This window comes from Acinetobacter sp. NPDC052428 (assembly GCF_044547685.1).
Taxonomy (GTDB): Bacteria; Pseudomonadota; Gammaproteobacteria; order Pseudomonadales; family Moraxellaceae; genus Acinetobacter; species Acinetobacter lwoffii_G.
The window spans coordinates 58,988-84,968 of record NZ_JBIUAT010000006.1; the positions used below are offsets into that span (position 1 = coordinate 58,988).

Below are 25,981 nucleotides of genomic sequence, written 5' to 3' on the forward strand. Positions count from 1 at the left end.
TTTGAGGGGGGAATGGAATGGCAGATTTTGATGCATCAGCATCTTGGAGTGGTTATAACTATCAAGGAAAGATAGCAATCTACTATGCTCTTCATTTTATAAATAATACTAGTATCACGAATTATGAAAAATTTACATTGATGTTAGAAGCGATTGAAGATTTTGAAATTCTGGAGGGAGACAATCCTCGTTCATATCATCAAGTTAAAGCAGTAGATAGTGAATATTACAGTAAATACAATGATGCGCTCTTAGGGATAGCTTTACAGTTATATAAAAAGCCTAATGTAAAAGGGTATATACATTCTTGGAAAAAAATAAAATGTAAAGACCAGTGTGCCACATTACCTTTGTCAATCAAATCAGATATAGAAGAATTAGTATTGGAGTACAAAACATCTCAAGATAAAGATAGTAGTGTAATTGGGTTAGCAACATCTATAGAAAAGGGTATACCTAAAACAGCCAGTATTTTAAGGGATGCATTTGGTCTTAAAGATCCGGAACAACTACTAAAATGTTTAGAGGAAATAGTATCAGGAACTAACGACTGTCTAAGTCGATTAGAATCATATAAATATGAAGATGGAAATGAGTATTGTGATATTAATGATCTAAACTCAAAGTTATTAATAGAAATAAAAAAAACAAAAGAAATATTTAATCTTATAAGTACAGAAGAAAATACAGAAAGAACATTGTGTAGTTTTCTAGGATATTTAGATGAATATATAACGACAAGACATGAGGATATATCGCTAAAAAGAAATAAAGTGGCAATCCCTTTTTTTAAAATAATTGAAATCGTAAGTAAAAATTTAGAAAATCCAAGTGCTGAATATGTATTTCATAAATTTAAAGAGATTTTTGTGGAAAAAATTGAAGAATATATTGAAGATGAAGATATTGATAGGGAAAGTGAAATAAATTTTACAAAAGTAACAAATTTTTTAGTTAGTTTGAGTCCTAGAGAGCTATGGGAATTTAATCGGAATTTTACTCCACATCAATATCTAAATAATGAAGAGACAATAGTTAATGCATTGCATATAGATTATAGAAATATTCAAGATGTACTTTTTAAGATTTTACATAAAATAGAATTTGAAAAAGGCTATATTGAACTGGATAAATATAGATTTACATATAGAAATAATGCAAAACCAGGAATATTTTTCTTACCGACAACTATACCAACAAATATGAAGTTAAGTAGGATTGAAAGAGGGTTTAGAGAAAATAAATCAATGAGTACTTCATTATATGAAGTACAAAATTATATATACATGGGAGATGTTTTACATAAATTTAATCCCAATCAGCAATATCGTGAGAATGTACCATTCTCTGAAGGTTCTAAAGAAAATAGAATAAAGCGACATGAAATGATTAATGAAATAAGCTTAATTCCCAAAATCATAGCAATAGAAGAGTTAATAAATGATTAATATATTGGAAAATATTCTGATTGCAAACCAATATTTTAAGTTGGAATTTCCAGATGAAAAATATAATTCTATATTTAGGGTGTTTGCTGCATCTGTTGAAAGTAATAGAGAGGAGTATTTCTGTATAATCGAATGGAAAAAAATAGATAATTTCAGTGTTAAATTTTTTCTTGAAGAAATAGCGGATGAAATATTTGACTATATTCGAAGTCAAAATAATATAAGTCAATCATTTACTAAAAATAGTACATTGTTAGTTTTTTTTGAAAAAGATGAAATTAAAAATGAAGATATATATATAATTGAAGAAGATGAATATAATTTTAAAAAAAATGTGATTATATATAAAAATGAAGAATTAAATTCTTTAAAATCTTTATTAGAAATTGAAAAAAAATTAAGTATTGATTTGTTGAATGCAATAGTAAATGGGGGTGAGGGAGAGGAGTTTAGAAGATTTAAAGAAAAAAATGAAATGACCTTAAGTTACTATCCATTAGTAATTCAAATGATGTTGAAAATACCATTTCTAAAATATAAACCAAAAGGTGAAATGTTAATTAATCTAGAACACCAAATATTTGAAGAATTAGAAATTCATGAACAAAAGATCTATGAGAAATTGGATTCTTTAGATTTAAACTTTGAAACTAATGATTTGATGAATTTTTTTGAAGGATTAGAAAGTAATGGTTAATTTACATCGAATAACTATCAAAAACTTTAAAATTTTTGATTCTAATGATTTTACTATTAATTTTTCTCAGAATAATCTGACTATTTTAGATGGACCAAATGGATATGGTAAGACATCCGTATTTGATGCAATTGAACTTGGACTAACAGGGAATATATCAAGACTACTACCGCTAGAAAATAAACAACATCCTGCTGATGTTGTTGTTGCACATAAACAAGCAAAAAAAGTAGAGATAATAATAGAATTTAAAGATAATGTGGGTGAAATACATACTTTTAAAAGAAAATTAAAATCAAAAATAAGTGGTACTGAGAAAAAAATTTCAAACTTCTGTAGCTTATGGGAGTTGAGTAAAATAGTTCAAGGTGAAGAAATACCATTTAAACAGAGTGAACTTGAGCAATTGTTTGATAGCCAAGAGTTTTCTAGAGACTTTTTACTATTTCATTATGTTCAGCAAGAAGAAACAGCTAGATTTCTAAAGACCTATAGTGAGACAAAAAGAGCAGATGAACTTTCTAGATTATTTGGAAATACACAGGATATACAAAATAAAATAGATAAATTTTGTAATATTAAAAAAAATATTGATACAAAAAATGAGTTTATTAATCTAGAAATTCAAAATTTAAAATCACAATATAGTATCGAAAATATGGAAGATATTAATTTAATTAACAGTAATGCATATGTTAATATTTTCCCTTGGCTGAAACCAAATAATATAGAGTGGAATTCTGAAATAATAGAAAATTTCAATGCTATTAAACACAATAAATTTCTCAATGAAATTAATTTGGTTAAGAAGCTTATAGAGAATAGAGAAATTTTTATAAAAATATTTAAACTCAAATATTTTTTAGATAATGAAAAGATTGTTAATGACTTTTTAGTAACTAATGATCTAATAGATAATTATGAGAAGGTATTAGAAGCTAGTAAAAATGCTAAAACAATTCGCTCCGTACTTCCTATTTTAAAGGAAGAAGATTTAAATAAAATTTTTAATATACAAGAACTTGAAAATTTATATAAAATTTTAAATTTAGAAGATTATAGTTCTTTTGAAAAGGTGATCGATACATATAAAATTCTTAATGAAAAAACAAATGGATTAGCATCACTTTATGTAGAAATCATAAAGCAGCATGATTCTTTGAAGAATAAATTGGAACAAGATGGAAATGTAAAAAACTGTTACTTATGTGGTCATAAGTATACTGCTAAGAACGCATTAGAAAAAGCTATCTTGGAGCATGGTAATCTTTTAAGAAACGAATTAAGTTTCCAAGATGAGGAACATGTTAAATTTCAAGATATGATTTTATCATTGTTTATTAGACCTATTGTTAAAAGGGCAGAAAAATTTATTAGTAATAATTATATATTATCAGATGAGTATACTATTAAATTACAAAATGATTCTTTTAGAGATAAGATATTAAAAATTAGAAATTTTTTCGAAACTGAACAAATTGAATATCAAGATGTTTTGTTGTCATCTAATTTTAATGATATAAGTCTATCCGATCGCACACAAAAAATATTAAATAGATTGTTGGCGATAATTGATGATCTCCCTAAGGATAATTCCTTAAGTGAAGATTATTTAGAGTTTCAAAGAATATATAGGGATATTTTTGAAAATAATTTTGAAAAAATTTCTGATTTTAATATTGATGATTTAAATGAAAAGAAATTATTTTTAGAAAATTTGTACTTCAGTTCTTTAAATGATGTAAAAGATAAAATACTTATTCTTTTAAATAAATCGTTGAAACTCCAATATATTTCTAGAAAAATTAATAATATAGTACATAAAATGCAAGCTGAAGTAAGAAAATATAGAAAGAAATTAATTACCGATATTGAAATACCATTTTTTATTTATTCTGGAAAAATTTTACAAAGTCATCAAGCTGGAGAGGGTAATGGTATATTCATTAAAGACCAATCTACTAATGAAGATCAGCTCAGAAATATTAAATTAGTTGCGGATTTAAATACTGATCATGATATTTTGAACACCATGAGTTCTGGGCAAATATCTGCAGTGGTGTTAGCTTTAACCCTAGCCTTAAATAAAGTTTATACTACAAAATTATCAACTATTCTCATAGACGATCCAGTGCAGACTATGGATGATGTGAATATGTCTTCATTATTAGAATTATTAAGGAATGATTTTAGTGATAAACATGTAATTTTATCAACACATGAAGACAAAGTAGCTAGATATTTTACTTATAAGTATTTGAAATTTAACAAGGTTGTTAAATTGGTTAATGTTATGAAACGTGAGGAATTTATTCCAAGTAATAACTATATTTATCAATAGGGATTTAAGTGCCATTTCTAATCAAATGGCACTAGTTTGAATCATCTAAGGAATATTATTGAATAATTCATCTGTTAAATTTGCTGTACTATAGCCCTATCATATAGTTCTATAAAATCTAAAATCTCCTCATGATTTTTTACTTTAGTTGTATAAACTACTTATTTATCAAATATATAGATAATTAAGTGTATTGTTAATCATGTGCCTTTTGTCAATTAGGGGAAGTTGGTATGTCTGCTGAACTTATCAATTACTTACATCCAAAACAAAGTAAAAATGAAAATATAAGTTTGGACTTTTGTGTTTGATTAATCTCTTGTTAATGTTTAATCGCTAACAATTCGTTAGAGTTATTTTGGAGACACACATGAGTACTACTTGGAATGCAGCGAAAGAGGTTTACCATTTCAATCAAATACGTCAGACATACTCAGAACAAGATCATTTGCATGCATTGGCAACTGATATTATGACTCATGAGAGTTTAGCATATGTTGACGCTATGCAAAAAGCTACAGCTATATATCACTACCATTTATATTTACAAAGTAATTACTTGCCAAATAGAAATGCACGTTATCAGTTACAACAACAATCTGATGATGGGCTTAACTTTCAACCTGCTGGCTAATGAATAATGCGGATAGGTGGGGGATTGCCCTCCACCTACAACTATGGGAATATTAAAATGTCAAAAGAAAATTTTAGTGATATTGAGTTGGAAAATAGAAGTGTAACGAATGCTATGGCATCTATACTTAGTCTTCAACCAACTCAAGTAAATGATATACTTCCAGTACAATCTGAATCTTTTCAAGAAGTCAAAAAAGTATTAAATGACTTATTGAATGAGGGGTTTAGTGATAAATGGCGTAGAACCTTAAGCTTTGAGTTAAAAGCCGATTATTTAGATCAGCCATCATTGGAAAATGCTAGTGCTCAATTTGATAACTCATTAAACCCAAATAATTTTTCAGATATTGCACGAAGTAATTATAAAAAAAGACTTAATATTTTAAAAAAATTTGAAGAAAAGATTTATAAAAAAGAAGAACTTCTTAAAATGATGGAAGATGAAACAATTGCTCCTACATTCGAAAATGGAGTTTATAAATTAACATTGCAAATCGAAAATCAATTTAATTTTTTATACCATCAATATGAATCCGATGAAATGGATTGGATGGAATCTCAGAACCCAAATGCTGAAAATTTAATATTGGATTCGAATCAAATAATGCAGGTGGCAGATAGAGCTTATAAAGCTTTATTTAATTACATTGAGAGAAATAAACTTATTGATAATGAGGATTCAATATGGGAGAAAATAATTATAAATTCTTCTATAAATCGATCAATAATTGAGTTCGATGAATTTTATAGAATTAGTTGTGAGGTAAATAGTTTAATTGAAAAAATGTTTGATGATATTAATTTTGATTTGAACTTTTCATTGCCTGAAAATATTTTTGTAGAACAAATGTTCAATAATTTGTCTATGGGGGATGGGGTTTCCAAAGAAAAAATAGGATACCAGGTAGAAGATTTCTTAGAGGCATATTTTAAGTTTCAACGTCAAACTAAAATTGGTCCAGATTTTGAAAAAATTCATGGTTCACTTGAAAATAAAAATTTAGTAAATTTAATATTTATTTGGTTGGCCTATAGTGGTGTGAAAATAAATAATAGAATTTTAGGTGATACTAACTCGACTAGAAAAATAGTTACTCCAAGACAACAGTCTTTAAAAGAAGTAAGATCAACAAACATTTACTATATTATAAGAAGATTGTATGACACTTTGTTTTACTCAACACAGTTGAAGCAAGAATTATTTAAAAAAGATAATATTTTTGAATATCAAAAAGTAATTGCTTATAAGCGTGCTAAAATTCGACAGATTTTGGTGTCAATGAAATTCTTTAATCTTGATACCTTGAATAGGTTAAGTGCTAATTTTTCTAAATAAAGCATCCCCCTCTTTGGATGAAATAAAAGAGGGGGTATAAGTCATGCTATGCCAATTAATGTTTTAGCTTGGTTAGATTTGAAAAATTCCGCGATCTCATATAAGAAAACACGGCGTCCCTCATCAGCTTTTACATAGCTTTGTTCCAATTGTGCGCCGTGCTTTAGCATCAGATCGACAGCATAAGCATTATCTTTTTCAACGGCTAGCATGAAGGGTGTATAGCCTTTGATTGGATACTGAGCTGTATTTTGATTTGGATCGGCACCATATTGTAAAAGTAACTCGAAAATCTCGTAGGCATCGCAAACTTTCTTGTCTCCAAGAGAGATTCGCTTCACCTCCTCAAATAATACCTTTCTAGGGTCATGGCTTGGTAGGCTCTGGAGTTGCTTATAACTTTCGATATCGCTACCACCGTTAGAGTGACGTCTAATCGAATCTGCAAGATATTTATCATTGGCTTGTTCAACTTTATGACCATTTAATATGCCAATCACACCTAAGTTTTCGTAAAGCATAGAAATACCATAAAGACTTGTAATATTAGGATTAGCCCCATTCTCCAATAAGAGTTTTACCAGTTTTGGTAGATTTTTCTCAACAGCGAAGTTTAAGGGGCAAGTCTGCTTTTTCGCTGTACGCTTATTTAAAAGCTCTTTATCAAAACCACATTTGAATACATATTGGATGAATGCATATGTTTCATCAGATTTAGCTGTAATATGGTTTAATGCCAACAGCACAATACTTTCGTTATTTGAAGTTAAAGTGTTTATGTTGGCGCCAGCTTCAATAAGCTTTCTAGCTGTAGAAAAATCTCCGATAGCGACAAAGTAGTGAAGTTGAGGCCATTTACGTCTTTGTTCAATATCAATATAAATGCTTGCATTCACTTTTTTAAAGTCAGGGCTAATATCCATAGGAACTGCAAGGTTGCCGATTTTTGGAATTAATTTCTTAATTTCAATACCTTTGTCGCTAAACGTCTCGGCATTAAAACATTTAAAGAATCCAACTAGGGTTGCTTCTTTTTCCCATTCTTCAAAAACAAAGTCGGTTTTAAAGCGGTCAGGGCGTTCAATTGGATCAAAGATTCCAACTTTCAGGTTAAATTGGATCGCTAAATTTGAAATCTTTCCAATGAGTTTATTTTGGCTTTCCACAAGTGAAGCAATACAAAGCATCTCATTCAGCAGTACTTCTAAGTAACGCATATCACGATATAACAAACCATCCAAGCATAGTTCATATTCAGCGAGTGCTTCCTTAAATTGATATTGATATACCAAATTAATTGCTTTAGCCCAATGTATATATGGAAGAAGATGACCGACTTCTTGGTGCTCAGTAAGGTATTTATCTATTTGGTTTATCATCAATGTATTGAGTTGAAAAGTTGTCTCACCTGTTGAGCTATAGACAATTGATGCTAAACGGGCATCGGTTTGATCAATACGTTTAACATGCGTTTTATCAAAAAATACTTGAGTTAGTTTTTGATATGAAAGAGGGATTTCCATTAAAAAAGGAAAATGCGTTTGTGCATTGGCAATAGCCATCACTCTAAATGTAAGAGCTTGGGTATCATGTTGCGAAATACGATGAGACTTCAATTTTTGGTTGTGTTGTTCGGCCAAAAACTGGATAAAGTTTCCATGTTGCAATGAGAACCCATATTTAATTTTTAAGGCTTGTAGCAAGCGTGCAAAACACAACAATTCATAATGCGTCTGCGATGATTCCGTATTGGTCAAAAATAGGCGTTTTAAGGTCGACGGCGTAGGTAATGCATCTGGGCGACCAAATTTGCTGATGTAATTTTTCTCATCAGGATCTAAATCATCACTTTTCCAAAAAATAGCAAAGTTTTCATCATTATTTTTTAGATAGCTTAAGCTTTCTTGAATAAAGTTTTCTCCTTTCCAGTGCTTAGTGATCCCCATTTGTGTAATACAAAAGCTTATGAGTTGATGAAGAGATGGAACTAAGTAATTCGACCATAGTGAATTTCGGATAGAATCAACATTCATCAAGGCAGTTAAGCGAGCATGTAATAGCATTGCATTATAACGCTCTAACACATTGCGTTTAAGCAATGTTATAAATTGCAAATTTGTACGTTCTGAAAACTCTTTTGGGCACAACTGCTCCAAAAATAAGTCGACATCATAGTGTGAAGTGAATAGTTTGTTTGATGAACCATCTAAGTGTTTAGAGTGTTTAGAGTCTGTCTCCGAGAGTTGGCTCTTGGTATCCATGTGACTAAATAAATCACGAACAATTTCTATAGTTGTTGGAAAGGTATTCTTTGGCATTGTAAAGCTCTGCGTATATCTGTCTTAAAGTTTAAATAGGCTTTTCGGTCACTAGGTGTACCTGGTATCGTAATCTTCTGTATTTGGTTTACAAGCAAAAAATCATGTTTTTTACCAGGTCTAAAAGATGCGACACCATCCTTAATAAGTTGCCGAATAAATTTGTTCAGCTCTTTGTCATTACTGTACTTTTTCATCGGTAATCCTGGATTAAGGGGATTGCTCCCCTTAATGATTATTTGGCATTACCACGACCACCACCTGATGGGCGACCTGTTGTACTTGGCCAATTGCCACCAGGGCCAGGATGGGATGATGGTGGGCGGTTGTATTGAATGTGCATGAAGTATTATCCTTCGCGTGCATAGCGAAATTGCTATGAATCGAAGAATATAGAAATGCAAGATTTTCTTCCTCTGAGAGAATGGAGTTTAATTTTTAAAAACTAATTTTGGCTTGTTCTAATACCCAGTTTTCATACTTCTGTAGATGCCCTCGCAACATATCCATGGGGCGAACGGTATAGTGCTTTTCAGCTAAAGCACTTGGTTTATGTCCAGATATTTGTGCAGTGACACCTACAGGAATATCTACCCATTCTGCCAATGATTTAAATGAACGTCTAAGACCATGTATTGTTAGCTGAATATCTATTTCATTACAGATTTTCTTAAACTCTTTGTAAGGATTAACGATGTATCCCGTCGCAGAGGTATTACTGCTAAATATATAAGATGAATCGCTGGTTTTTTTTAAGTCACGTAGTAATTTTTCTACGTATTTGGTCATAGGTATAATACGCCCATTATCTTCAACTTTATCCTTCAGATGGATCGTTTTCCACCTAAAATCTAAGTCTTCCCATGTAAGTGATAGAAACTCATCTTTTCTGGCCCCAGTTAATAGACAACAAATATAAAATGTAGCCAAGGCCTTATTTTGAGAATTGAGAACGGTAGAGAACCATATGTCTAACTGTTCTCTTAGGAGGCAATCTTTTCTTGCTTGAACTGGCTTTACTTTGGATCTTACTTTTTTAGATTTAATTGCATTTGTAGGTGCTATTCCTTGGAATCTATCATCTTCTTCACACCAATTTAAAAAGGCTCTAACGAGACGGAAAGCTTTACTAGCTGTAGTTTCTCGGTAATTATTATTCTGAAGCCATTCAGAAAAAAAGTTGTTATCAAGATCTGATAACCTTTTTTCTAATAATTCAAAAATAGGCTGAGGTTTATAGTGAAATTTTTTGATTTCATCAAATCCACCTTTTGATAGTAATAAATGATCAAGGTAGGTGCGTTCTCTCCATCTTTCTTTATTTTCTTCAAGATAAATATTCCAAGCTTCTTTGAATAAAGTTTCTTTTCGTTTTTCAGTCTTAAGATATTCTTGGTCTGATTTAATACGTTTATCTTTTTCAACTTTGGGGTCGATCCCTTGCGTACACATTACAGCAAGCTCTTTAGCTTTTTCACGAGCTTCAGTTAGTCGCCAATCTTTAATATTCCCAATAGTTATACGTCGTGTTGTAGACCCTACACGTCCCTGAAAGATATATGTCTTTTTATTGTTTGGGGTTACTTTTACCCCAAAACCGCTGGTAGAGCTATCCCAATAGAAAGAAGGCTTTGAGTCAGATAGGCATTCTAGTTTTTCAATTGCTGGTTTTGTAAAATTCATATAGATACCAAAAAAAATAAGCAATTAGTAAGCATATTTAAGATACTATAATCAACTTTAAAGGCCAATGGTTGAAAAATAAAGTTTCATATCTTATTGTATATAAAAATATATTTGTTTTTTTTCTTGTATGTCATTGTATGGGTTGTAGAACTCATAATCCGTTGGTCGACAGTTCAAGTCTGTCTGGGCCCACCAAATTTTATACTTATATAGCTTTATATAAGATCTAAACCCTTAATTCTAATAGAGTTAAGGGTTTTTTTATACCTGCTATAAACTCATATACACTCATACAGGAACAGCTAGTTTGTATCCTTGCTTGTATCCCTAAACATAATTATAACTGAGGATACACAATCGTTAATAACAGCTGAGTAATCAAGAGATTATGAGTAGAAATAAACTTTTATCAGATGTGGCATATGCAGCTATAAAAGCAAAAGATAAAGAGTATCGTATTTCGGATATTCCTGGTCTTTATATGAAAGTTCAAACCTCTGGCAAGAAGTCGTGGCAACTTCGTTTGAAAAATAATGAAGGTAAATGGGCATGGGTTGGGTTAGGGGCTTATCCGGATGTTTCAGTAAAAATTGCCCGCTCACAGACTTTAAAGTATCAGTCTGGAGAACTTCAAGTTGTTACTCGTCAAGATCGTTTGCTAAAAGCTCAGCAAGATCAAAGTGAACTTTTTGAACAATTAATGAGGGATTGGATTGATACCAAAAAAAATACTTGGGAGCCAGCTACCTTCAAAAAGGAAGTTCAATCGATTGAAAAGCACCTTTTACCAGTTTTTGGTAAAAGACAGTTCAAAGACATTAGATCAGCAGAATGGCTTGAATTTTTTCAAACAAAGCAACGTGAAGACAAAATATTTAATCGCATCGAAAAACTCGTATCATATTGTAGAAATGCCTATGATCTTGCTGTATTTAAAGACAAAGCAAATTATAACCCGCTTATCGGTATTACTAAATTTCTTGATAAAGGTGAAGGCGATAATATGAAGCATGTAGGAATCAATGAACTTCCAGAGATGCTTCAGAAAATTAGAGAATATCGATCACCAGAAATCAGTATAGGGCTTGAGTTACTCATATTGATGTTCCCACGCCCAGGTGAGTTGAGAAATGCAAAATGGGAGCAATTTGATTTTGAAGAACGAGTTTGGATTAGACCAGGTTCAATGATGAAGAGAGGGATTGAGCATGGAATACCCTTATCTTCTCAAGTTTTAACTTTATTAAATACTTTAAAATCAATTTCAAAACGTGAGAGTGAATATCTATTTCCAGCACGAGACAGTGTTAATAAGCCAATCTCGAATTTAACATTTAATGCTGCACTAAATAGAATGGGCTACTTTGGGAGACAAAACCCGCACGGTTTTCGCCATATTGCGTCTACAAAATTGAATGATCATTATAGTGATAGAGAGCAAGTGATAGAGGCTGCATTAGCTCATCTAAAGTCTGGCGTGAAGGGGGCTTACGACAAAGGTGCGCATCTAAGGGAGCGGTATGGAATTATGCAATTCTGGGCTGATCATATTGAGCAAATTTGTGGTGCTAGAGAGGTCTTTAAGGTCTAAGTAGGCTAATTTTTAGTCGGTTTTTTACTATTTTTGCATTTTTTTAACCTGACACAGAGGTTTTTTTTGAAGCATGCTAGTTTGAAATCATCTTAATAATTGTGGATTTTGTAGATGTCTGCAGACAATATGTTTGATGTGATATTAAACAATTGTATACTCAAACCGCTTCGCTTAAAGAAGAAAGAAGTATGTTTATTTTTAGGATTTTCAGAAAGCGAGTTACGTAAAATTTCATCAGTTGATGAAAAATTTCCGAAAGCGTTGAAGGCTGGAAAAACCAGACAATCTGGTGTTTATTATGACTTTAATGAAATAATGCTTTGGAAAGAAACACATTTACAGTAGGTCATTGAAATGAATTGGGTTCCTGAGGGGACCTATTTTTTTTGTAATAAAATCATCAGAAATCTTTTAAATGGAGTTGTAATTATTGGATAACTGATCATTTTCAGATGAAAACAATCTGAACTAAAGAATTAATTTTTAAAATATTTATGCAATCCACGAAAAAGAAGGGTAGTAGTTCAGTACAAAGGTAGCTTAAGTTGCTAAATAAACAACGCTTGGACAGCTTTGGAGGATGGTGGCAGTCCAGAATAAATACATTCGATCAGAGGATCGAAGAAATAGTACATTAAAATTTAATTAGCTATATAGCTAATATTTGGTTTTTATTATGTTATATTAGCTATATGGCTAATATTGTGGGTGGGCAGAAAGCTATGGCAAATAGAGTAGAAATTGGTGAAAAAGCACGAATGGCTAGAAAATCACTTGGCTATACACAACAAGTGCTCTCTGAGCGGACTAATATAAATAAAACTACAATTTCTGAGATTGAAAACGGCCGTTTTACTGGGTCTTTTGATATATTTGAACGTGTACTTGATGCCGTTGGCTTACAGTTTGAGGTGATTCAAAAACAGCATTCACTACCTGACTGGGATGATATTGAAGCTATGTTTTCTGAGGATAACGAATGAATTCAGAGCCATATCTACCTGCTAAAATTACTAATATTACTGTTTGTGCTAATCAAGAAGAATTAGGTGTACTAACTTATGGTTCAGTACATCACTACCAGCCAACACAAGACAAACAGTATGTGTCACTTACAATGACTAAAAAAGGCATGGATGGTTATTCTTCCGGGTCTCTACACCCTATATTTTCACAAAATTTACCCGAAGGTTTTAATCGAAGATTTATTGCAGAAAAATTGGCAAGATATGCCAAAGTCAATGATATGTACTTATTAGCTCTCCAGGGAGAACTTGGGATTGGAATGCTTTCTTACAAAAGTGAGCTGACTCTACCCGAAGTCGAATCTTTAACTCTTAATGAAATATTGTCTTATAACAGCAATCGCCCCCTTTTTCCGCAGCTTTTGGAAAAGTATTATTTAAGAAATTCATTGGCAGGCATGCAACCTAAAGTAAGCATACCAAGCGCTAGCACGATCAGAACAGATAGAACAGTTCAGCAAAAAGATATTATCGTAAAGTCTTTTGATTCAGAGTTTCCATTGCTGACAGTCAATGAATTTGTTTGTATGGAAGCAGCGCGGCATTGTGGGCTTGAGCCACCAGCAACTTATTTGTCTGAAAATTTAGAAACTTATGTGGTTGAACGCTTTGATAAAAGGGCTGATGGTCTAAGACTAGGCTATGAAGATTTCACCACTTTGATGAAAAAGTCCAATGATCCAGATGCTAAATACACAGGAAGTTATGAAGCCCTATTAAAAGCAACGTATTTATATACAAACAGTCAAGCCGAAGTTGAAAAAATGTATAAATATATCGTATTTAACTGTTTAATAGGCAATGGTGATGCGCATCTAAAAAACTTCGCATTACAGTATTTACCAGATATGTCGAATATCTTTGTTTCACCACCATTTGATATTACACATACGTTAATTTATCCAACTATCGACAATAAAATGGCATTGAAACTTGCTAATAGTAAAGAATTTCCTAATTTGCAACACTTGCTGAAGCTGGCTGAAAGTAGTCATTTTAAAATTAGAAGAGCTAAAGAAATAATAGAATTTCTAAGTGACAACATCATTGACTATCTTAAACATTCAAATGAAATACAACTGTTTGAGGGACTACGTGAGTCTATTGAATCTTCAGTATCAAATATTATGACTTCAAACTTTTCCGTAAAAACTTATCGCCACGATAAAAAGAAAAAATTTGAGTAGTGATATAAGCAGCCAGTAAGGTACTTCTCCCCATCCAGTTGATTAACACTATGTTAGTCGTATGAATAAAAATGAAGGGTATATTTATATAAGAGCATGCAAATGAGAGATGAAAAATAAAATTTGATTAATATTTAAACGTATGTTGATTGTTTTTATAGTTTTTTAACCTGCGACAGAGATTTTTCTCAACTAGTGCTAGCTTTAGGTAAATCTAGAAACTAGAGGAAAGTATGATGCCTCCATTTACTGTAAACTCTGACTATGAAAGCAGCTTAAATCTTTTACCAGTTCGTCTAACTAAAAAAGATGTTTGTGTGCTGTTGCGATTATCTTTAAATGAACTACGGATGTACACAATTGAAGATAAAGAATTTCCAAAGCCTATAAAAAATGGAATTACAAAGCAGGCTGCAGTTTATTATGACTATCATGAAATTCTGCAGTGGCATCAGATACAGCTCAGTAAAAGAAAATAACCTGAGTTCGATATAAAAAAGAGTAGAAAAAAAGCCCTGAATTTATAACATATTGGTTCTCAAGACAAAATGTTATAAAGAAAGGCTTTTCAATGGATCATATTACCGAATTATTTCGTATTTTGGATGATTTCTGCAAAACATTTAATGAATCTTTAGAGAAAGCTTTGATTTTTGATCAAAAATACAGGCTGAAAAAGTCAGCCTTAAGCTTGTCTGAAGCAATGACCATTGTCATTTTAGAGCCTGTAAATAATTTTGTGTAATTGCTTTTCATAAATTTAAAGGTGATTGCTTAAGCGGTCACCGAATTCAATAATCCAGCTTTGCTCGACTAATACCTAGAGTATTAAATGCCTATTGTTAACATTAATTTGAATGCCTTTAGCACTCGCCATTTCAATATCTTTTATTGCACTTTTAATAGCCTTAGCGAGAGTTTCAGCTTCTCTTATAAAATCTAAATAAATATCACCATTTGTTGAACATACTAGAGCATCATTACAGCCCACTTCGAACAATCTATCTTCAATACAAATAGCTGAGGTACTTAAATCAAGAATAGAAATAGTAAAGTTAAATTTTTTCATAAGAGTCAGCATTAAATTTTTTTGTATTACTTAATATAATCTAATACCAAATCAATATTAAGTGAAGTCTTTTTGAAGACCATACTTAGGTGGTAAAGTGATGGTGGATCGGATTTCTTGAACCGTACCGGGTTTGTCGGAGACTTTTTATTTAAGTTAGGCCACCTGACCTAACGGGTTAATTTTATCATAGTACATCGCTTCAAAATCAAAGGGCGATACATAACCAATTGCACTATGTAAACGTTCTTTATTGAACCAATCTACCCAGTTTAATGTGGCAAGTTGTACATCTCCTAAACTACGCCAATCTGCTTTTAAATATTCAATCACCTCCGTTTTGTACAAACCATTCACTGTTTCAGCCAATGCATTATCATATGAGTCACCCGTTGTACCGACTGAAGCTCGTAAATTTGCTGCTTCTAAACGGTTGGTATAGCGAATAGAAAGATACTGTACACCTCTTGCGGAGCAGTGCTCCTCATATGGTGAATCACGTTTTTGGGCATTCCTCGATCATGCAAGGCTTGCTCCAGTGCATCAAGCACCATATCTGTATTCATACGTGTCGATACCTTCCATCCAACAATTGCTCGTGAAAAGACATCAATAATAAATGCGGTATATACCCAGCCTGAATTTGTTTGAATATACGTGAAGTCAGCGACCCACAGGCTGTCAGGTTTATCTGCACTAAAATTACGTTTTACCAAGTCCGATGCTCGTTGTTGATTATCTCGGCTACGGGTCGTTTGTTTATTCTTACCACGCCAAACACCTTGTATACCTAGCTTTTGCATCAATCGAGAAACTGTACAACGTGCAACAACATAGCCTTCACGTTTCAATTTTTGCCAGACTTTACGTACACCATATCGACCTGAACTTTTCTTCCAAATTCGTTTAATTTGTTCAGCATGATGCTGATCATGTAGATCTCGCTTGGCTCGATGTTCCCTTGCGAAGCAATGCTTCTCATCTGCAAGATCTAACGTTCGATAATAGGTAGAAGGTGCGATAGGTAAAACTCTACAAATCGCCTCAACTCCATACAGATCCTTATTATTATGGACAAAATCCACCATTATTTGTGTAGGCGGTCGAGCTCCGCCTGGGCGAAAAAAGCTGCTGCTTTACGTAAAATCTCATTGGCACGTTGCAGTTCTTTATTTTCACGTTCGAGCTGTTTAATACGTTCTTGGTCTGAAATCTGTTGTACTTTGACTGGATTCTGTTTGTCTAGATATTTCAAATACCAAACACGTAGTGTTCAGGAGTACAGCCAAACTTAGGAGCAATTGCAGAAACTGCAGCCCAATTCGATGGATAATCTTTTTCGGATTCAATGACAAGTTGAACCACTCTAGTTTTAATTTCTTGGGTATATGTTTTGGTTTTCATCGGGACATTCTCTCAGGGAAAGTGGTCTCCGACAAACCCGGTACGGTTCACAGCACACTTTGAAATCAGTAGATGATTGATTAAAATTAGATGATTTAGGGAAATTTTAACTTTTAAATATTTATGTTACAAAACTCCTAAAAATTATAGAGATAGCTCTAAATAAAATTATTTACAGGCTCAAATTATATTTTTTAAGTCGATAATCGAGCTTTGCTCGACTAATACCTAATAAACGTGCTGCTTCAGAAATATTCTGTTTGGCTTTGTGCATGGCGGTTACAATTAACTGTTGTTCATGCTGTTCTAAATCAAAATCTTCTGCAAAAAGTGTATCTAAATCCGTCACTGTTTGCTCACTTGTCTCATCATCTTGAGTTTGCATTTGTGGAAATAAAGCGTTTAATTTAATTAGTTGCTGATCTTCTGTGAGAAGTACTGCACGTTCCAACAAGTTTTCAAGCTCACGAATATTACCTGGCCAAGCATAACTTTTCATAAAGGCTGTGGCTTTTTCACTGATGCCTTGAATCTGTTTCTCATACATTTTTTCAAAGCGTTTTAAGAAATGATCGACCAAAAGCGGTAAATCTTCACGGCGTTCGCGTAATGGTGGAATTTGCACAGGAAAAATATTTAAACGGTAATATAAATCGGCACGGAAACGCCCAGCTTTGACTGCTTGTTCTAAATCTTCATTGGTAGCGGCAATTACGCGTACATCGATATTACGGGTTTGAGAATCACCAATACGTTCCACTTCACCTTCTTGCAACACGCGGAGCAAAGCTGCTTGAGCGCGTGGTGAAAGTTCAATCACTTCATCTAGAAAAATGGTGCCACTATGTGCACGTTCAAACTTGCCTAAACGTGATTGATGTGCGCCTGTAAAGGCACCTTTTTCTACACCGAACAGTTCAGATTCAATCAGCTCTGGTGGAATTGCCGCACAGTTGACTGCGACAAAGGCAGATTCTTTACGCTGACTGAGTTCATGTACACCCCGTGCAAAAGCTTCTTTGCCTACGCCAGTTTCGCCTTGCAGCAAAATGGAAACTTTAGCGCCTGCAGCTTTTTTAAGTAAGTCACAGACACGTTGATACGCTGCAGATTGTCCGACTGAGCTGAACATGCTGTAGTCATTTTTACTGGTGGTATAAATCGACTTTTTCAGTTCATACAGTTCTGCTTGTAGCGCAATGAGTTCCTGTTCCATCGGTTCAGGCGACATGAATTGAATCAACTCATCGGCATTTTCCCATTCACTGAGTTGTTTACCAATAATGCGGCAATGCTCACGCCCGCAGGCTTTACATTCCACTTCCTGATAAATAATGGTCATGCCTGTGGCAAAACTGCTGTAACCGCAAGCATAGCCTAGTAGCATCCAGCAGGAAGGTTCGTGACTCAGTCCAAATTGCTCAACATGCACATCGGCTTCGAAGGAGTTATGCCAGTTTAAGTCTGCATAAAACTGTTTTTTCTTTTGATTTAAAATCAGTTGGTTGGCAGAAACTTGCACCATGCCACGAATACCGTGCATTTGCGGCCCTGCCATAAAAGCCTGCTCTTCATTTAAGCCTGGACGCATTTTGGTGGTGACTTCGGCATCTTTCAGACCTGCCTGATAGCCCAAACGAATAAAAAAGCGTTTGGTGCGTTCCATCCCAATCATATTGGCAAGGTCTTTACGCAAATAGCCCATGATGCTGGTATGCATCAGCAACATGCGATACTCATCAAACCAGATTTGTCCACGCTCGGTGTCAAAATGTAGTTTGGAAAGCAGGTCGTGAATTTCCTGAGGATGACCTGCATATTTGCCGCTGCTGTCGTATTTTACTTGTACCATGCGCCGTGTTTAATCCATTAAATTCGAGGCTATTTAGCCATCTTATGCAAATTCGTGAAAATTCAATAATACCTAAACAGCATCATACCAAACCTTAAAGGTATTCGGCTGTATCTCTATGTTTTTGTTGTTTTTATTTCATCTTTATCATAAGCGAATTGCATAAAGCCCAAGGGTAAATTTTTGTATCTGTACGGGCTGTATTTCATCAAATCATGAAATCTTAAATTTTTTAAACATCAAAATTCATCAAATCATGAAATCCAAATTCTTATAAAAACACTCAGATTTTTTAAGTTGCTGTTTTTCAATGTTTTTATAAAGTTGGCACGCTTGTTGTAATAGTAAAAGTAAGCAACAGATGCATGAAGCAACTGAAGCAAGTTCTGAATGAATCAGATCTTGTAGGAGAACAATATGAAGGATGCAACAGGCGCATTGCCCTTAACCAAATATATTCGGGTAACGGGCGATATTAATGCCGCATTTGTCGAGTTCGACTTTGCCATTCACGATCCCACTTTATATGTGGAGTTGGTGTTACCGCAGCAAGCATTCCGCGAGTTCTGCGCAACCAATCAAGTGGTGGAAATGAGCGAACAACAGCAAGCCGTGAATGATGCTGAAGAAGACAAATGGCGTTACGGCATTGAACACGACACTTTAGTCGGTGCACAGCGATACAACATTGATCATGAAGATCAACACTGAATGCTTAAGGAGATAAGCGATGACTTTAGAAATTAAAACAGCGGGTATTGAGCCAATTCGTCAAAACTATGCCTATATTGAGCGCCGTTTTGGCAACAAGCCAGCCACCCGTTATCAGGAAGTCAGTTTTGATATTCAGGCGGAAACCAACTTTCACTATCGTCCGCTGTGGAAACCTGAAAAAACCTTAAATGATAAAACCCATACTGCAATTGAAATGCAGGATTGGTACGCATTTAAAGACCCGCGTCAGTTTTATTACGGAACTTATGTGCAGCATCGTGCGCGTTTGCAGGACATTGCCGAAAGTAACTTTAGCTTTTTTGAAAAGCGTCAGTTGGCAGAGCATATTTCTGAAGATGTCAAAGCCAAAGTGATTGCCTTGTTTTTGCCGTTTCGTCATATCGAACAGACTGCCAATTTACACATGATGTCGGGCAGTGCTTATGGTTACGGTACGGTACTGACCCAAGCCTGTATTTATGCCGCGATGGATCGTTTAGGCATGGCGCAGTACATCTCACGCGTCGGTTTGGCGCTGGATGGCAATACTGGTGAATCTTTAATTCCAGCCAAACAAGCGTGGATGCAGGATGAAGCTTGGCAAGAACTGCGCAAACTGTGTGAAACAAGCTTGACTGAACAAGACTATTTCAAACTGTTTTTATTACAAAACTTGGTGATTGACAGCTTTATGAGTGAATTGGTCTACACCCAGTTTGATCAGTGGTTGGCACAGCATCAGGCGCGTGACTTGGCGATGCTGATGGAATTTATGCAGGAAGCCATGGCAGATTTACGCAAATGGTCAGACAGCGTATTTAAAACCGCAGCTGCAGAATCTGCACATAACAAACAATTGTTGAGCCAGTGGTTAGCCGAATATTTACCTGAAGTGAAAGCGGCATTTGCAGCGTGGGCAGCTGAGGCGTTGTCTGCAGATGCAGTCGACATTGCAGAACAAAAACTGCTGGAACGCAGTAAAAAAATTGGCATCGAACTCGAACAAATTTTGCAGGCTTAAGGAGAAGCAGCATGTCTAAGGTTTATCTCGCATTACAGGACAATGACACGTCGCGCTACATCATTGAAGCGATTGAAGAAGACAACCCAGATGCCACGATTCAATATCTGCCAGCCATGATTCGGGTAGAAAGCGAAACAGGTCTGATTGTTAAAGCAGAAACGGTATCTGAAAAACTTGGACAAGATTGGGATATTCAGTCTTTACAACTCAACATGATTACGTTGGGCGGCAACGTCGAAGAAGATGATGACAGTTTCCGTTTGCACTGGAACTAGGAATAAGGATGTGCACTGAGCCAATTTGAGTACAGTGCCGCCAGAACATATTGCTGCATAGATTGCCGCTAAAAAATTTAAGGATGATGAGCATGAATTCACAAGTTAAAACCCCAGCAAAAAAACTGAATGCCAAAGACCGTTATCGCGCACTTACTCGTGACTTGGATTGGGACTTTTCTTATGCAGACCGCAAAGAAGCCTTTCCATACGAAGAATTTGAAGGCATTAAAATTACAGACTGGTCTAAATGGGAAGATCCATTCCGTTTAACCATGGATGCTTACTGGAAGTATCAGGCAGAAAAAGAGAAAAAACTTTACGCCATTTTTGATGCTTTTGCACAAAACAACGGTCAAATGAACGTGACCAATGAGCGTTATTTGAATGCCATCAAACTGTTTTTAACTGCGGTAACTCCGCTTGAATATCAGGCATTCCAAGGTTATGCACATGTAGGGCGTCAGTTCAGTGGTGTAGGTGCACGTATCGCATCACAAATGCAGTCGATTGATGAATTACGTCACGTGCAGACGCAAATTCATGCCATGAGCCATTACAACAAATTCTTTGATGGTTTTCAGGATTGGTCGCACATGCATGACCGCGTTTGGTACTTGTCTGTACCAAAATCTTTCTTTGAAGATGCGCGTTCAGCAGGGCCGTTTGAGTTCTTGTTAGCCATTAGCTTTGCCTTTGAATATGTATTGACCAACTTGTTGTTCGTACCGTTCATGTCAGGTGCAGCACACAATGGCGATATGGCAACGGTCACCTTTGGTTTTAGTGCACAGTCCGATGAAGCACGTCACATGACTTTAGGTCTAGAAATCGTGAAATTCTTGTTAGAACAACACGAAGATAACGTGCCAATCGTACAGGAATGGATTGATAAGTGGTTCTGGCGTGGGACTCGTCTGTTATCTATAGTTGGCATGATGATGGACTACATGCTGCCAAACAAAGTGATGTCGTGGAAAGAAGCGTGGGAAACCTACTTTGAAGAAGCGGGCGGTGCGTTATTTAAAGACTTGAGCCGTTACGGTATTCGTATGCCGAAATATTCAGAAGTAATTACCAAAGAAAAAGAACACGTGTCGCATCAAGCGTGGTGGATTTTCTATAACTTCGGTCATGCAGCAGGTTTCCATACTTGGATTCCAACCGATCAGGAAATGGATTGGTTATCTGAAAAATATCCAGACACCTTTGACAAATACTACCGTCCAAAGTGGGAGTTAGCACGCAAGATGGAAGCAGAAGGCAAGCGTTTCTACAGCGCAGGCTTACCGCAATTGTGCCAAATTTGCCAAGTGCCAATGACTTTCACCGAAATGGATGGCGATCCGACCATGTTTACGTATCGTGAGTCTGTTTATAAAGGCGAGCGTTACCACACCTGTTCAGATGGTTGTCACGATATTTTTGAACGTGAACCTGAAAAATATGTGCAGGCATGGTTGCCAGTGAACCAAATTCTACAAGGCAACTGTGGTGGCTTAGATTTGGAAAACATGCTGCGCGAATATTATCGCTTCAATGTCGGTGCAGATAACTTGGATATTGAAGGTTCACCAGACCAGCAACGCTGGAAAAAATGGAAAGGTGATGCGGCTTAACGCTCATTCACTATCTAAAGTAAATATCTAAAATTTAAGTTATTTCAAGATTCAAATTTAAAAGGATTTCGGTTTGAGTCATTTGCGGCTCAAACCACCCCAATACGGAGAATGACCATGTCAGTACGCGCTATTCGCCCAGATTACGACTTTGAACCACGCGACCTACAAAAACACTATGGCGACAACATTTTGGTGTATGTGGGTTGGGATCATCACACTTTATATTGTTCTGCACACGCCATGTTGGTTTCGCCGCAGCAAACCTTTCAGGAATTTTTGGATCAGCAAATGCAGGCGGGTTTCCATCAACATCCTGACTTTGAAAACATTAAATGGGATGAAGTGCAATTTACTTTAAACAAACAGGTAATTCAGCCACGCCCTGAACAGACCTTGGCAGAAATTGGCTTCGATCAAAAATCACTACTGCGTTTTGTGACCCCAGGACTGAATGGGTACAAGGGCGCACACGTTTAAGACATTAACAGCAACACAAAGACAATAAAGAGTAAGACAGGAGGTCACAAATGAGCTATCAAGTTACGATCGAGCCAATTGGCACAACTATTGAGGTTGAAGAGGATCAAACCATTTTAGATGCTGCTTTGCGTCAGGGCGTCTGGTTGCCATTTGCCTGCGGACATGGCACTTGCGGCACTTGTAAAGTTCAAGTGACCGATGGCTATTACGATGTGGGCGAGGCTTCACCGTTTGCCCTGATGGATTTGGAACGTGAAGAAAATAAGGTGCTGGCCTGCTGCTGTAAGCCGGAATCGGATATGGTGATTGAAGCCGATGTCGATGAAGACCCTGATTTCCTGGGTTATTTGGTACAAGACTATTCGGCCAAAGTCATTGAAGTCCGTGATTTATCTCCAACCATTAAAGGCGTACGTTTACAGTTAGACCATCCGATGGACTTTCAGGCGGGGCAATACATTAACGTACAATTCCCCGGCATTGAAGGCACACGCGCTTTTTCAATTGCCAATGCCCCAAGTGAACTCGGCATTATCGAGCTCCATATTCGGCATGTGGTAGGCGGTAGTGCAACAACGTATGTGCATGAGCAACTTGTAGCAGGCGATGAACTGGAAATCTCAGGACCATACGGACAGTTCTTTGTGCGTAAATCCGATGATCAAGATGCGATCTTTATTGCCGGTGGATCGGGCTTATCGAGCCCACAGTCTATGATTTTAGATTTACTTGAATCAGGTGATACCCGTACCATTTACCTGTTCCAAGGTGCACGCGATTTAGCCGAACTGTATAACCGTGAGTTGTTTGAACAGTTAGTCAAAGACTATCCAAACTTCCGTTACATTCCTGCATTGAATGCACCTAAATCAGAAGATCACTGGACAGGTTTTGCAGGCTATGTGCATGAAGCTGTTGCCGACTATTTTGAGCAACGTTGTGCTGGACATAAAGCCTATTTATGTGGCCCACCGGTGATGATTGATTCGGCGATTTCGACCTTAATGCAAAGCCGGTTGTTTGAACGTGATATTCATACCGAGCGTTTCTTAAGTGCTGCCGATGGTGCCAGTGGTCAGGCACGTTCAGCCTTGTTTAAACATATCTAAAAAATATTTCTAAGCTATACCGAATAAAAAATTACTCAGGAAACAGGGCTGTGCCGATGCTAGATCAGCAGTGGTACGAGTCTCCTAAAAGTACAGCACTGCAACATGCAGTGTAAAAAAAGTAAAAGCCAAAAAAACAGCAATACTAAACCTAGCAGCGCTAAGAATAGCCAAGGAGAGTTACATGGACCGTCAACAAATTGATGCTTTGGTGAAGAAAATGAATGTCGACACTGCTACGCGACCGGTGGATCAGCGTGTACAGCAGATTGTGGTACGTATCGTCGCAGAGTTGTTCCAAATCATTGAAGATCTGGACATTCAACCTTCAGAAGTGTGGAAAGGTCTGGAATATATTACTGATGCAGGCAAAGCCAATGAATTGGGCTTATTGGCTGCGGGTTTAGGTCTAGAGCATTACCTAGATTTACGTGCCGATGAAGCCGATGCCAAAGCAGGTGTGAGTGGTGGTACACCACGTACCATTGAAGGACCACTTTATGTGGCAGGTGCACCTGAATCAGTCGGTTTTGCCCGTATGGATGATGGTTCAGAATCAGATCATTTAGATACCTTAATTATTGAAGGTACCGTGACGGATACCGATGGCAACATCATTGAAAATGCCAAAGTTGAGGTGTGGCATGCCAATGGCCTAGGCAATTATTCATTCTTTGATAAAACACAGTCTGACTTTAACTTACGCCGTACCATTTTCAGTGATGTAGCGGGTAAATATGTGGCTCAAACTACTATCCCAGTTGGCTATGGCTGCCCACCAGATGGTACGACTCAAGCTTTATTGAATAAGCTTGGACGTCATGGTAACCGCCCATCGCACGTTCATTACTTCGTTTCTGCACCAGGTTTCCGTAAATTGACCACGCAATTTAATATTGAAGGTGATCAATACCTGTGGGATGACTTTGCTTTTGCCACCCGTGAAGGTTTGGTGGCAACCGCAGTGGATGTAAACGATGCTGCAGAAATTCAACGTCGTGGTTTAGATAAGCCGTATAAAAACATCACCTTTAATTTTGAATTGGTGAAAGATGTAGATAATGCCCCTTCAACTGAGGTGGAACGCCGTCGCGCCAGTGCTTAAATACCGGAGCTCACTTGTTATCTAATTTCTTTTTGTCTTTATAGCATCATCAATTCAATTAGTGATGCTATTCCCAGAAGTCTGTCGCGAGTGCATGAATGACTCAAGCAGAGCGAACCGACTGCATTAAAATTTCTATTGAATAGGATGTTCTATGAATAAAAAAATATGGTTACTCATGCTGTTAAGTGGCTTGGCGACACATGTTTGTGCAACAGAAAACGGTTTAGATTCTTTCGCACTTGGTGCAGAAGGGATTGCAGCAGGGGCGCTACCACCGCCAGGTGTGTACTTGCTCAGTTATTATCAAAATTATCACGCCAGCGAATTTAAAAATGGTCCGGATAATTTCCATGTCGATGTCAATGCTTTTATTCCACGTTTGGTATGGATGACTCCGCAACAAGTTGCAGGCGGACAGTTGGGACTGTATGCGGCACAGCCTCTAGTTGATTTGCGTTTAAATGCGGCAAGTATGTCAGATTCTAACAGTGGTTTGGGAGATCTGATTATTGGTGCAATGCTGGGATGGCATAAAGGTAATCATCACAGTATTGCGGCTTTGGAAGGTGTGTTGGCGACAGGTGATTATGATGATGCGCGCCCAGACCGTCCTGTGGTGGCCAATTTAGGCAAAAACTATCACACCATTCGTCCAATTTTTGCCTACTCGTATTTGCAGCCGCAAGGTTGGGAGTTTTCAACTAAACTGTCTTATAGCTTTAATACAGAGAATGACGACACGAATTATCAATCGGGTGAGTATTTTGCAGGGGATTATAGCGTCGGTTATCAGTTGAATGATCAGCTGAAGCTGGCCCTAGAAGGCTATGCTTTTAAACAGACCACTGAAGATGAATTGAATAGCGAAGGCATTGGCAGAAAAGGTCAGGTATTGGCAGTTGGTCCTGCCATCCAATACAAACGTGATAACTGGTCTTTGGAAGCCAAGTTCCTGAAAGAAACTGAAGTGGAGCATCGTCCTGAAGGGCATTCCACCACGTTAAAAATGGTCTGGGCATTTTAACTACATAAGGTTTTTTACTTAGAGCATGATCC

The 25,981-nt window shown here is 36.0% G+C and carries 22 protein-coding genes, 2 pseudogenes and 1 other annotated feature; of the genes and pseudogenes, 19 read left to right on the forward strand and 5 right to left on the reverse strand.

The genetic code is table 11. The annotated features are described in order from the left end of the window. Positions 1-17 precede the first annotated feature (17 nt). The 5 genes from ACIG3F_RS06025 (at position 18) to ACIG3F_RS06045 (ending at position 6,458) form a co-directional block, all read left to right on the forward strand. Entirely contained in the window at positions 18-1,448 is a 1,431-nt protein-coding gene (locus tag ACIG3F_RS06025; RefSeq protein ID WP_396469596.1) for an ABC-three component system protein, read from the forward strand. Next, complete coding sequence (locus ACIG3F_RS06030) at positions 1,441-2,145, forward strand: ABC-three component system middle component 1 (protein WP_396469597.1); 705 nt, start codon at positions 1,441-1,443, stop codon at positions 2,143-2,145. Before ACIG3F_RS06025 ends, ACIG3F_RS06030 begins: the two co-directional genes overlap by 8 nt. Then, a complete protein-coding gene (locus ACIG3F_RS06035; RefSeq protein ID WP_396469598.1) occupies positions 2,138-4,486 on the forward strand; it encodes an AAA family ATPase in 2,349 nt (782 codons plus the stop codon). Before ACIG3F_RS06030 ends, ACIG3F_RS06035 begins: the two co-directional genes overlap by 8 nt. A 370-nt stretch (positions 4,487-4,856) precedes the next feature. Continuing rightward, positions 4,857-5,120, forward strand: a complete 264-nt coding sequence (locus tag ACIG3F_RS06040) for a hypothetical protein (RefSeq protein ID WP_396469599.1) — start codon at positions 4,857-4,859, stop codon at positions 5,118-5,120. A 57-nt stretch (positions 5,121-5,177) separates the two neighbouring features. Beyond that, the gene (locus tag ACIG3F_RS06045) at positions 5,178-6,458 is read left to right on the forward strand and encodes a hypothetical protein (RefSeq protein ID WP_396469600.1); all 1,281 of its coding nucleotides are present in this window, start codon (positions 5,178-5,180) and stop codon (positions 6,456-6,458) included. A 41-nt stretch (positions 6,459-6,499) separates the two neighbouring features. Here the strand turns inward: ACIG3F_RS06045 and ACIG3F_RS06050 are convergent, their stop codons facing one another. Both ACIG3F_RS06050 and ACIG3F_RS06055 read right to left on the reverse strand, forming a co-directional pair. Beyond that, positions 6,500-8,776: an ankyrin repeat domain-containing protein gene (locus ACIG3F_RS06050; RefSeq protein ID WP_396469601.1), complete on the reverse strand. Its 2,277-nt coding sequence runs from the start codon at positions 8,774-8,776 to the stop codon at positions 6,500-6,502. A 438-nt stretch (positions 8,777-9,214) separates the two neighbouring features. Further along, entirely contained in the window at positions 9,215-10,459 is a 1,245-nt protein-coding gene (locus tag ACIG3F_RS06055; RefSeq protein ID WP_396469602.1) for a tyrosine-type recombinase/integrase, read from the reverse strand. A gap of 391 nt (positions 10,460-10,850) precedes the next feature. Here ACIG3F_RS06055 and ACIG3F_RS06060 point away from each other — a divergent pair, with 391 nt between their 5' ends. The 6 genes and pseudogenes from ACIG3F_RS06060 to ACIG3F_RS06085 form a co-directional block, all read left to right on the forward strand. Beyond that, positions 10,851-12,053 (forward strand): tyrosine-type recombinase/integrase, encoded by a 1,203-nt coding sequence (locus ACIG3F_RS06060; protein ID WP_159138851.1) that lies wholly within the window; start codon positions 10,851-10,853, stop codon positions 12,051-12,053. A 114-nt stretch (positions 12,054-12,167) separates the two neighbouring features. Beyond that, positions 12,168-12,401 (forward strand): AlpA family transcriptional regulator, encoded by a 234-nt coding sequence (locus tag ACIG3F_RS06065; RefSeq protein ID WP_180072830.1) that lies wholly within the window; start codon positions 12,168-12,170, stop codon positions 12,399-12,401. A gap of 377 nt (positions 12,402-12,778) precedes the next feature. Next, positions 12,779-13,039 carry a helix-turn-helix domain-containing protein gene (locus tag ACIG3F_RS06070; RefSeq protein ID WP_167846452.1) on the forward strand — a complete coding sequence of 87 codons (261 nt, stop codon included), beginning with the start codon at positions 12,779-12,781 and terminating at the stop codon, positions 13,037-13,039. After that, positions 13,036-14,268, forward strand: coding sequence for a type II toxin-antitoxin system HipA family toxin (locus tag ACIG3F_RS06075; protein ID WP_286416819.1), 1,233 nt, complete (start codon positions 13,036-13,038; stop codon positions 14,266-14,268). The genes ACIG3F_RS06070 and ACIG3F_RS06075 overlap by 4 nt, the downstream gene beginning before the upstream one ends. Positions 14,269-14,504: 236 nt before the next feature. Continuing rightward, the gene (locus tag ACIG3F_RS06080) at positions 14,505-14,747 is read left to right on the forward strand and encodes an AlpA family transcriptional regulator (RefSeq protein WP_180072826.1); all 243 of its coding nucleotides are present in this window, start codon (positions 14,505-14,507) and stop codon (positions 14,745-14,747) included. Between the two features lie 92 nt (positions 14,748-14,839). Continuing rightward, positions 14,840-14,989: pseudogene (locus tag ACIG3F_RS06085) on the forward strand (IS982 family transposase); the annotation flags it as partial. 99 nt (positions 14,990-15,088) lie between these two features. Here the strand turns inward: ACIG3F_RS06085 and ACIG3F_RS06090 are convergent. The 3 genes and pseudogenes from ACIG3F_RS06090 to mobR form a co-directional block, all read right to left on the reverse strand. Next, positions 15,089-15,337 carry a hypothetical protein gene (locus ACIG3F_RS06090; RefSeq protein ID WP_180072824.1) on the reverse strand — a complete coding sequence of 83 codons (249 nt, stop codon included), beginning with the start codon at positions 15,335-15,337 and terminating at the stop codon, positions 15,089-15,091. A 156-nt stretch (positions 15,338-15,493) separates the two neighbouring features. Continuing rightward, positions 15,494-16,741 (reverse strand): annotated as a pseudogene (locus ACIG3F_RS06095) (IS3 family transposase). Next, positions 16,351-16,467, reverse strand: a sequence feature (AL1L pseudoknot). Its footprint overlaps the pseudogene before it by 117 nt. 172 nt (positions 16,742-16,913) lie before the next feature. Further along, a complete protein-coding gene (gene mobR, locus ACIG3F_RS06100) occupies positions 16,914-18,593 on the reverse strand; it encodes a phenol degradation transcriptional regulator MobR (RefSeq protein ID WP_180186162.1) in 1,680 nt (559 codons plus the stop codon). A 417-nt stretch (positions 18,594-19,010) separates the two neighbouring features. Between mobR and ACIG3F_RS06105 the strand changes: the two genes are divergently transcribed. The 8 genes from ACIG3F_RS06105 to ACIG3F_RS06140 all read left to right on the forward strand — a co-directional run bounded on the left by ACIG3F_RS06105 (position 19,011) and on the right by ACIG3F_RS06140 (position 25,949). Next, a complete protein-coding gene (locus ACIG3F_RS06105; protein WP_004971972.1) occupies positions 19,011-19,304 on the forward strand; it encodes a phenol hydroxylase subunit in 294 nt (97 codons plus the stop codon). 19 nt (positions 19,305-19,323) lie between these two features. Next, positions 19,324-20,328 (forward strand): aromatic/alkene monooxygenase hydroxylase subunit beta, encoded by a 1,005-nt coding sequence (locus ACIG3F_RS06110; protein ID WP_180186161.1) that lies wholly within the window; start codon positions 19,324-19,326, stop codon positions 20,326-20,328. A gap of 11 nt (positions 20,329-20,339) precedes the next feature. Beyond that, positions 20,340-20,606 carry an MmoB/DmpM family protein gene (locus ACIG3F_RS06115; RefSeq protein WP_004971969.1) on the forward strand — a complete coding sequence of 89 codons (267 nt, stop codon included), beginning with the start codon at positions 20,340-20,342 and terminating at the stop codon, positions 20,604-20,606. Between the two features lie 92 nt (positions 20,607-20,698). Next, a complete protein-coding gene (locus ACIG3F_RS06120) occupies positions 20,699-22,225 on the forward strand; it encodes an aromatic/alkene/methane monooxygenase hydroxylase/oxygenase subunit alpha (RefSeq protein ID WP_004971966.1) in 1,527 nt (508 codons plus the stop codon). Positions 22,226-22,342: 117 nt separating this feature from the next. Next, positions 22,343-22,705, forward strand: coding sequence for a phenol hydroxylase subunit P4 (locus ACIG3F_RS06125; protein ID WP_104853300.1), 363 nt, complete (start codon positions 22,343-22,345; stop codon positions 22,703-22,705). A gap of 50 nt (positions 22,706-22,755) precedes the next feature. Then, positions 22,756-23,817, forward strand: a complete 1,062-nt coding sequence (locus ACIG3F_RS06130) for an NADH:ubiquinone reductase (Na(+)-transporting) subunit F (protein ID WP_180186160.1) — start codon at positions 22,756-22,758, stop codon at positions 23,815-23,817. A gap of 184 nt (positions 23,818-24,001) precedes the next feature. After that, a complete protein-coding gene (gene catA / locus ACIG3F_RS06135) occupies positions 24,002-24,922 on the forward strand; it encodes a catechol 1,2-dioxygenase (RefSeq protein ID WP_180186159.1) in 921 nt (306 codons plus the stop codon). Between the two features lie 154 nt (positions 24,923-25,076). Further along, positions 25,077-25,949 carry a transporter gene (locus tag ACIG3F_RS06140; protein ID WP_180186158.1) on the forward strand — a complete coding sequence of 291 codons (873 nt, stop codon included), beginning with the start codon at positions 25,077-25,079 and terminating at the stop codon, positions 25,947-25,949. The last annotated feature ends 32 nt before the right edge of the window (positions 25,950-25,981 follow it).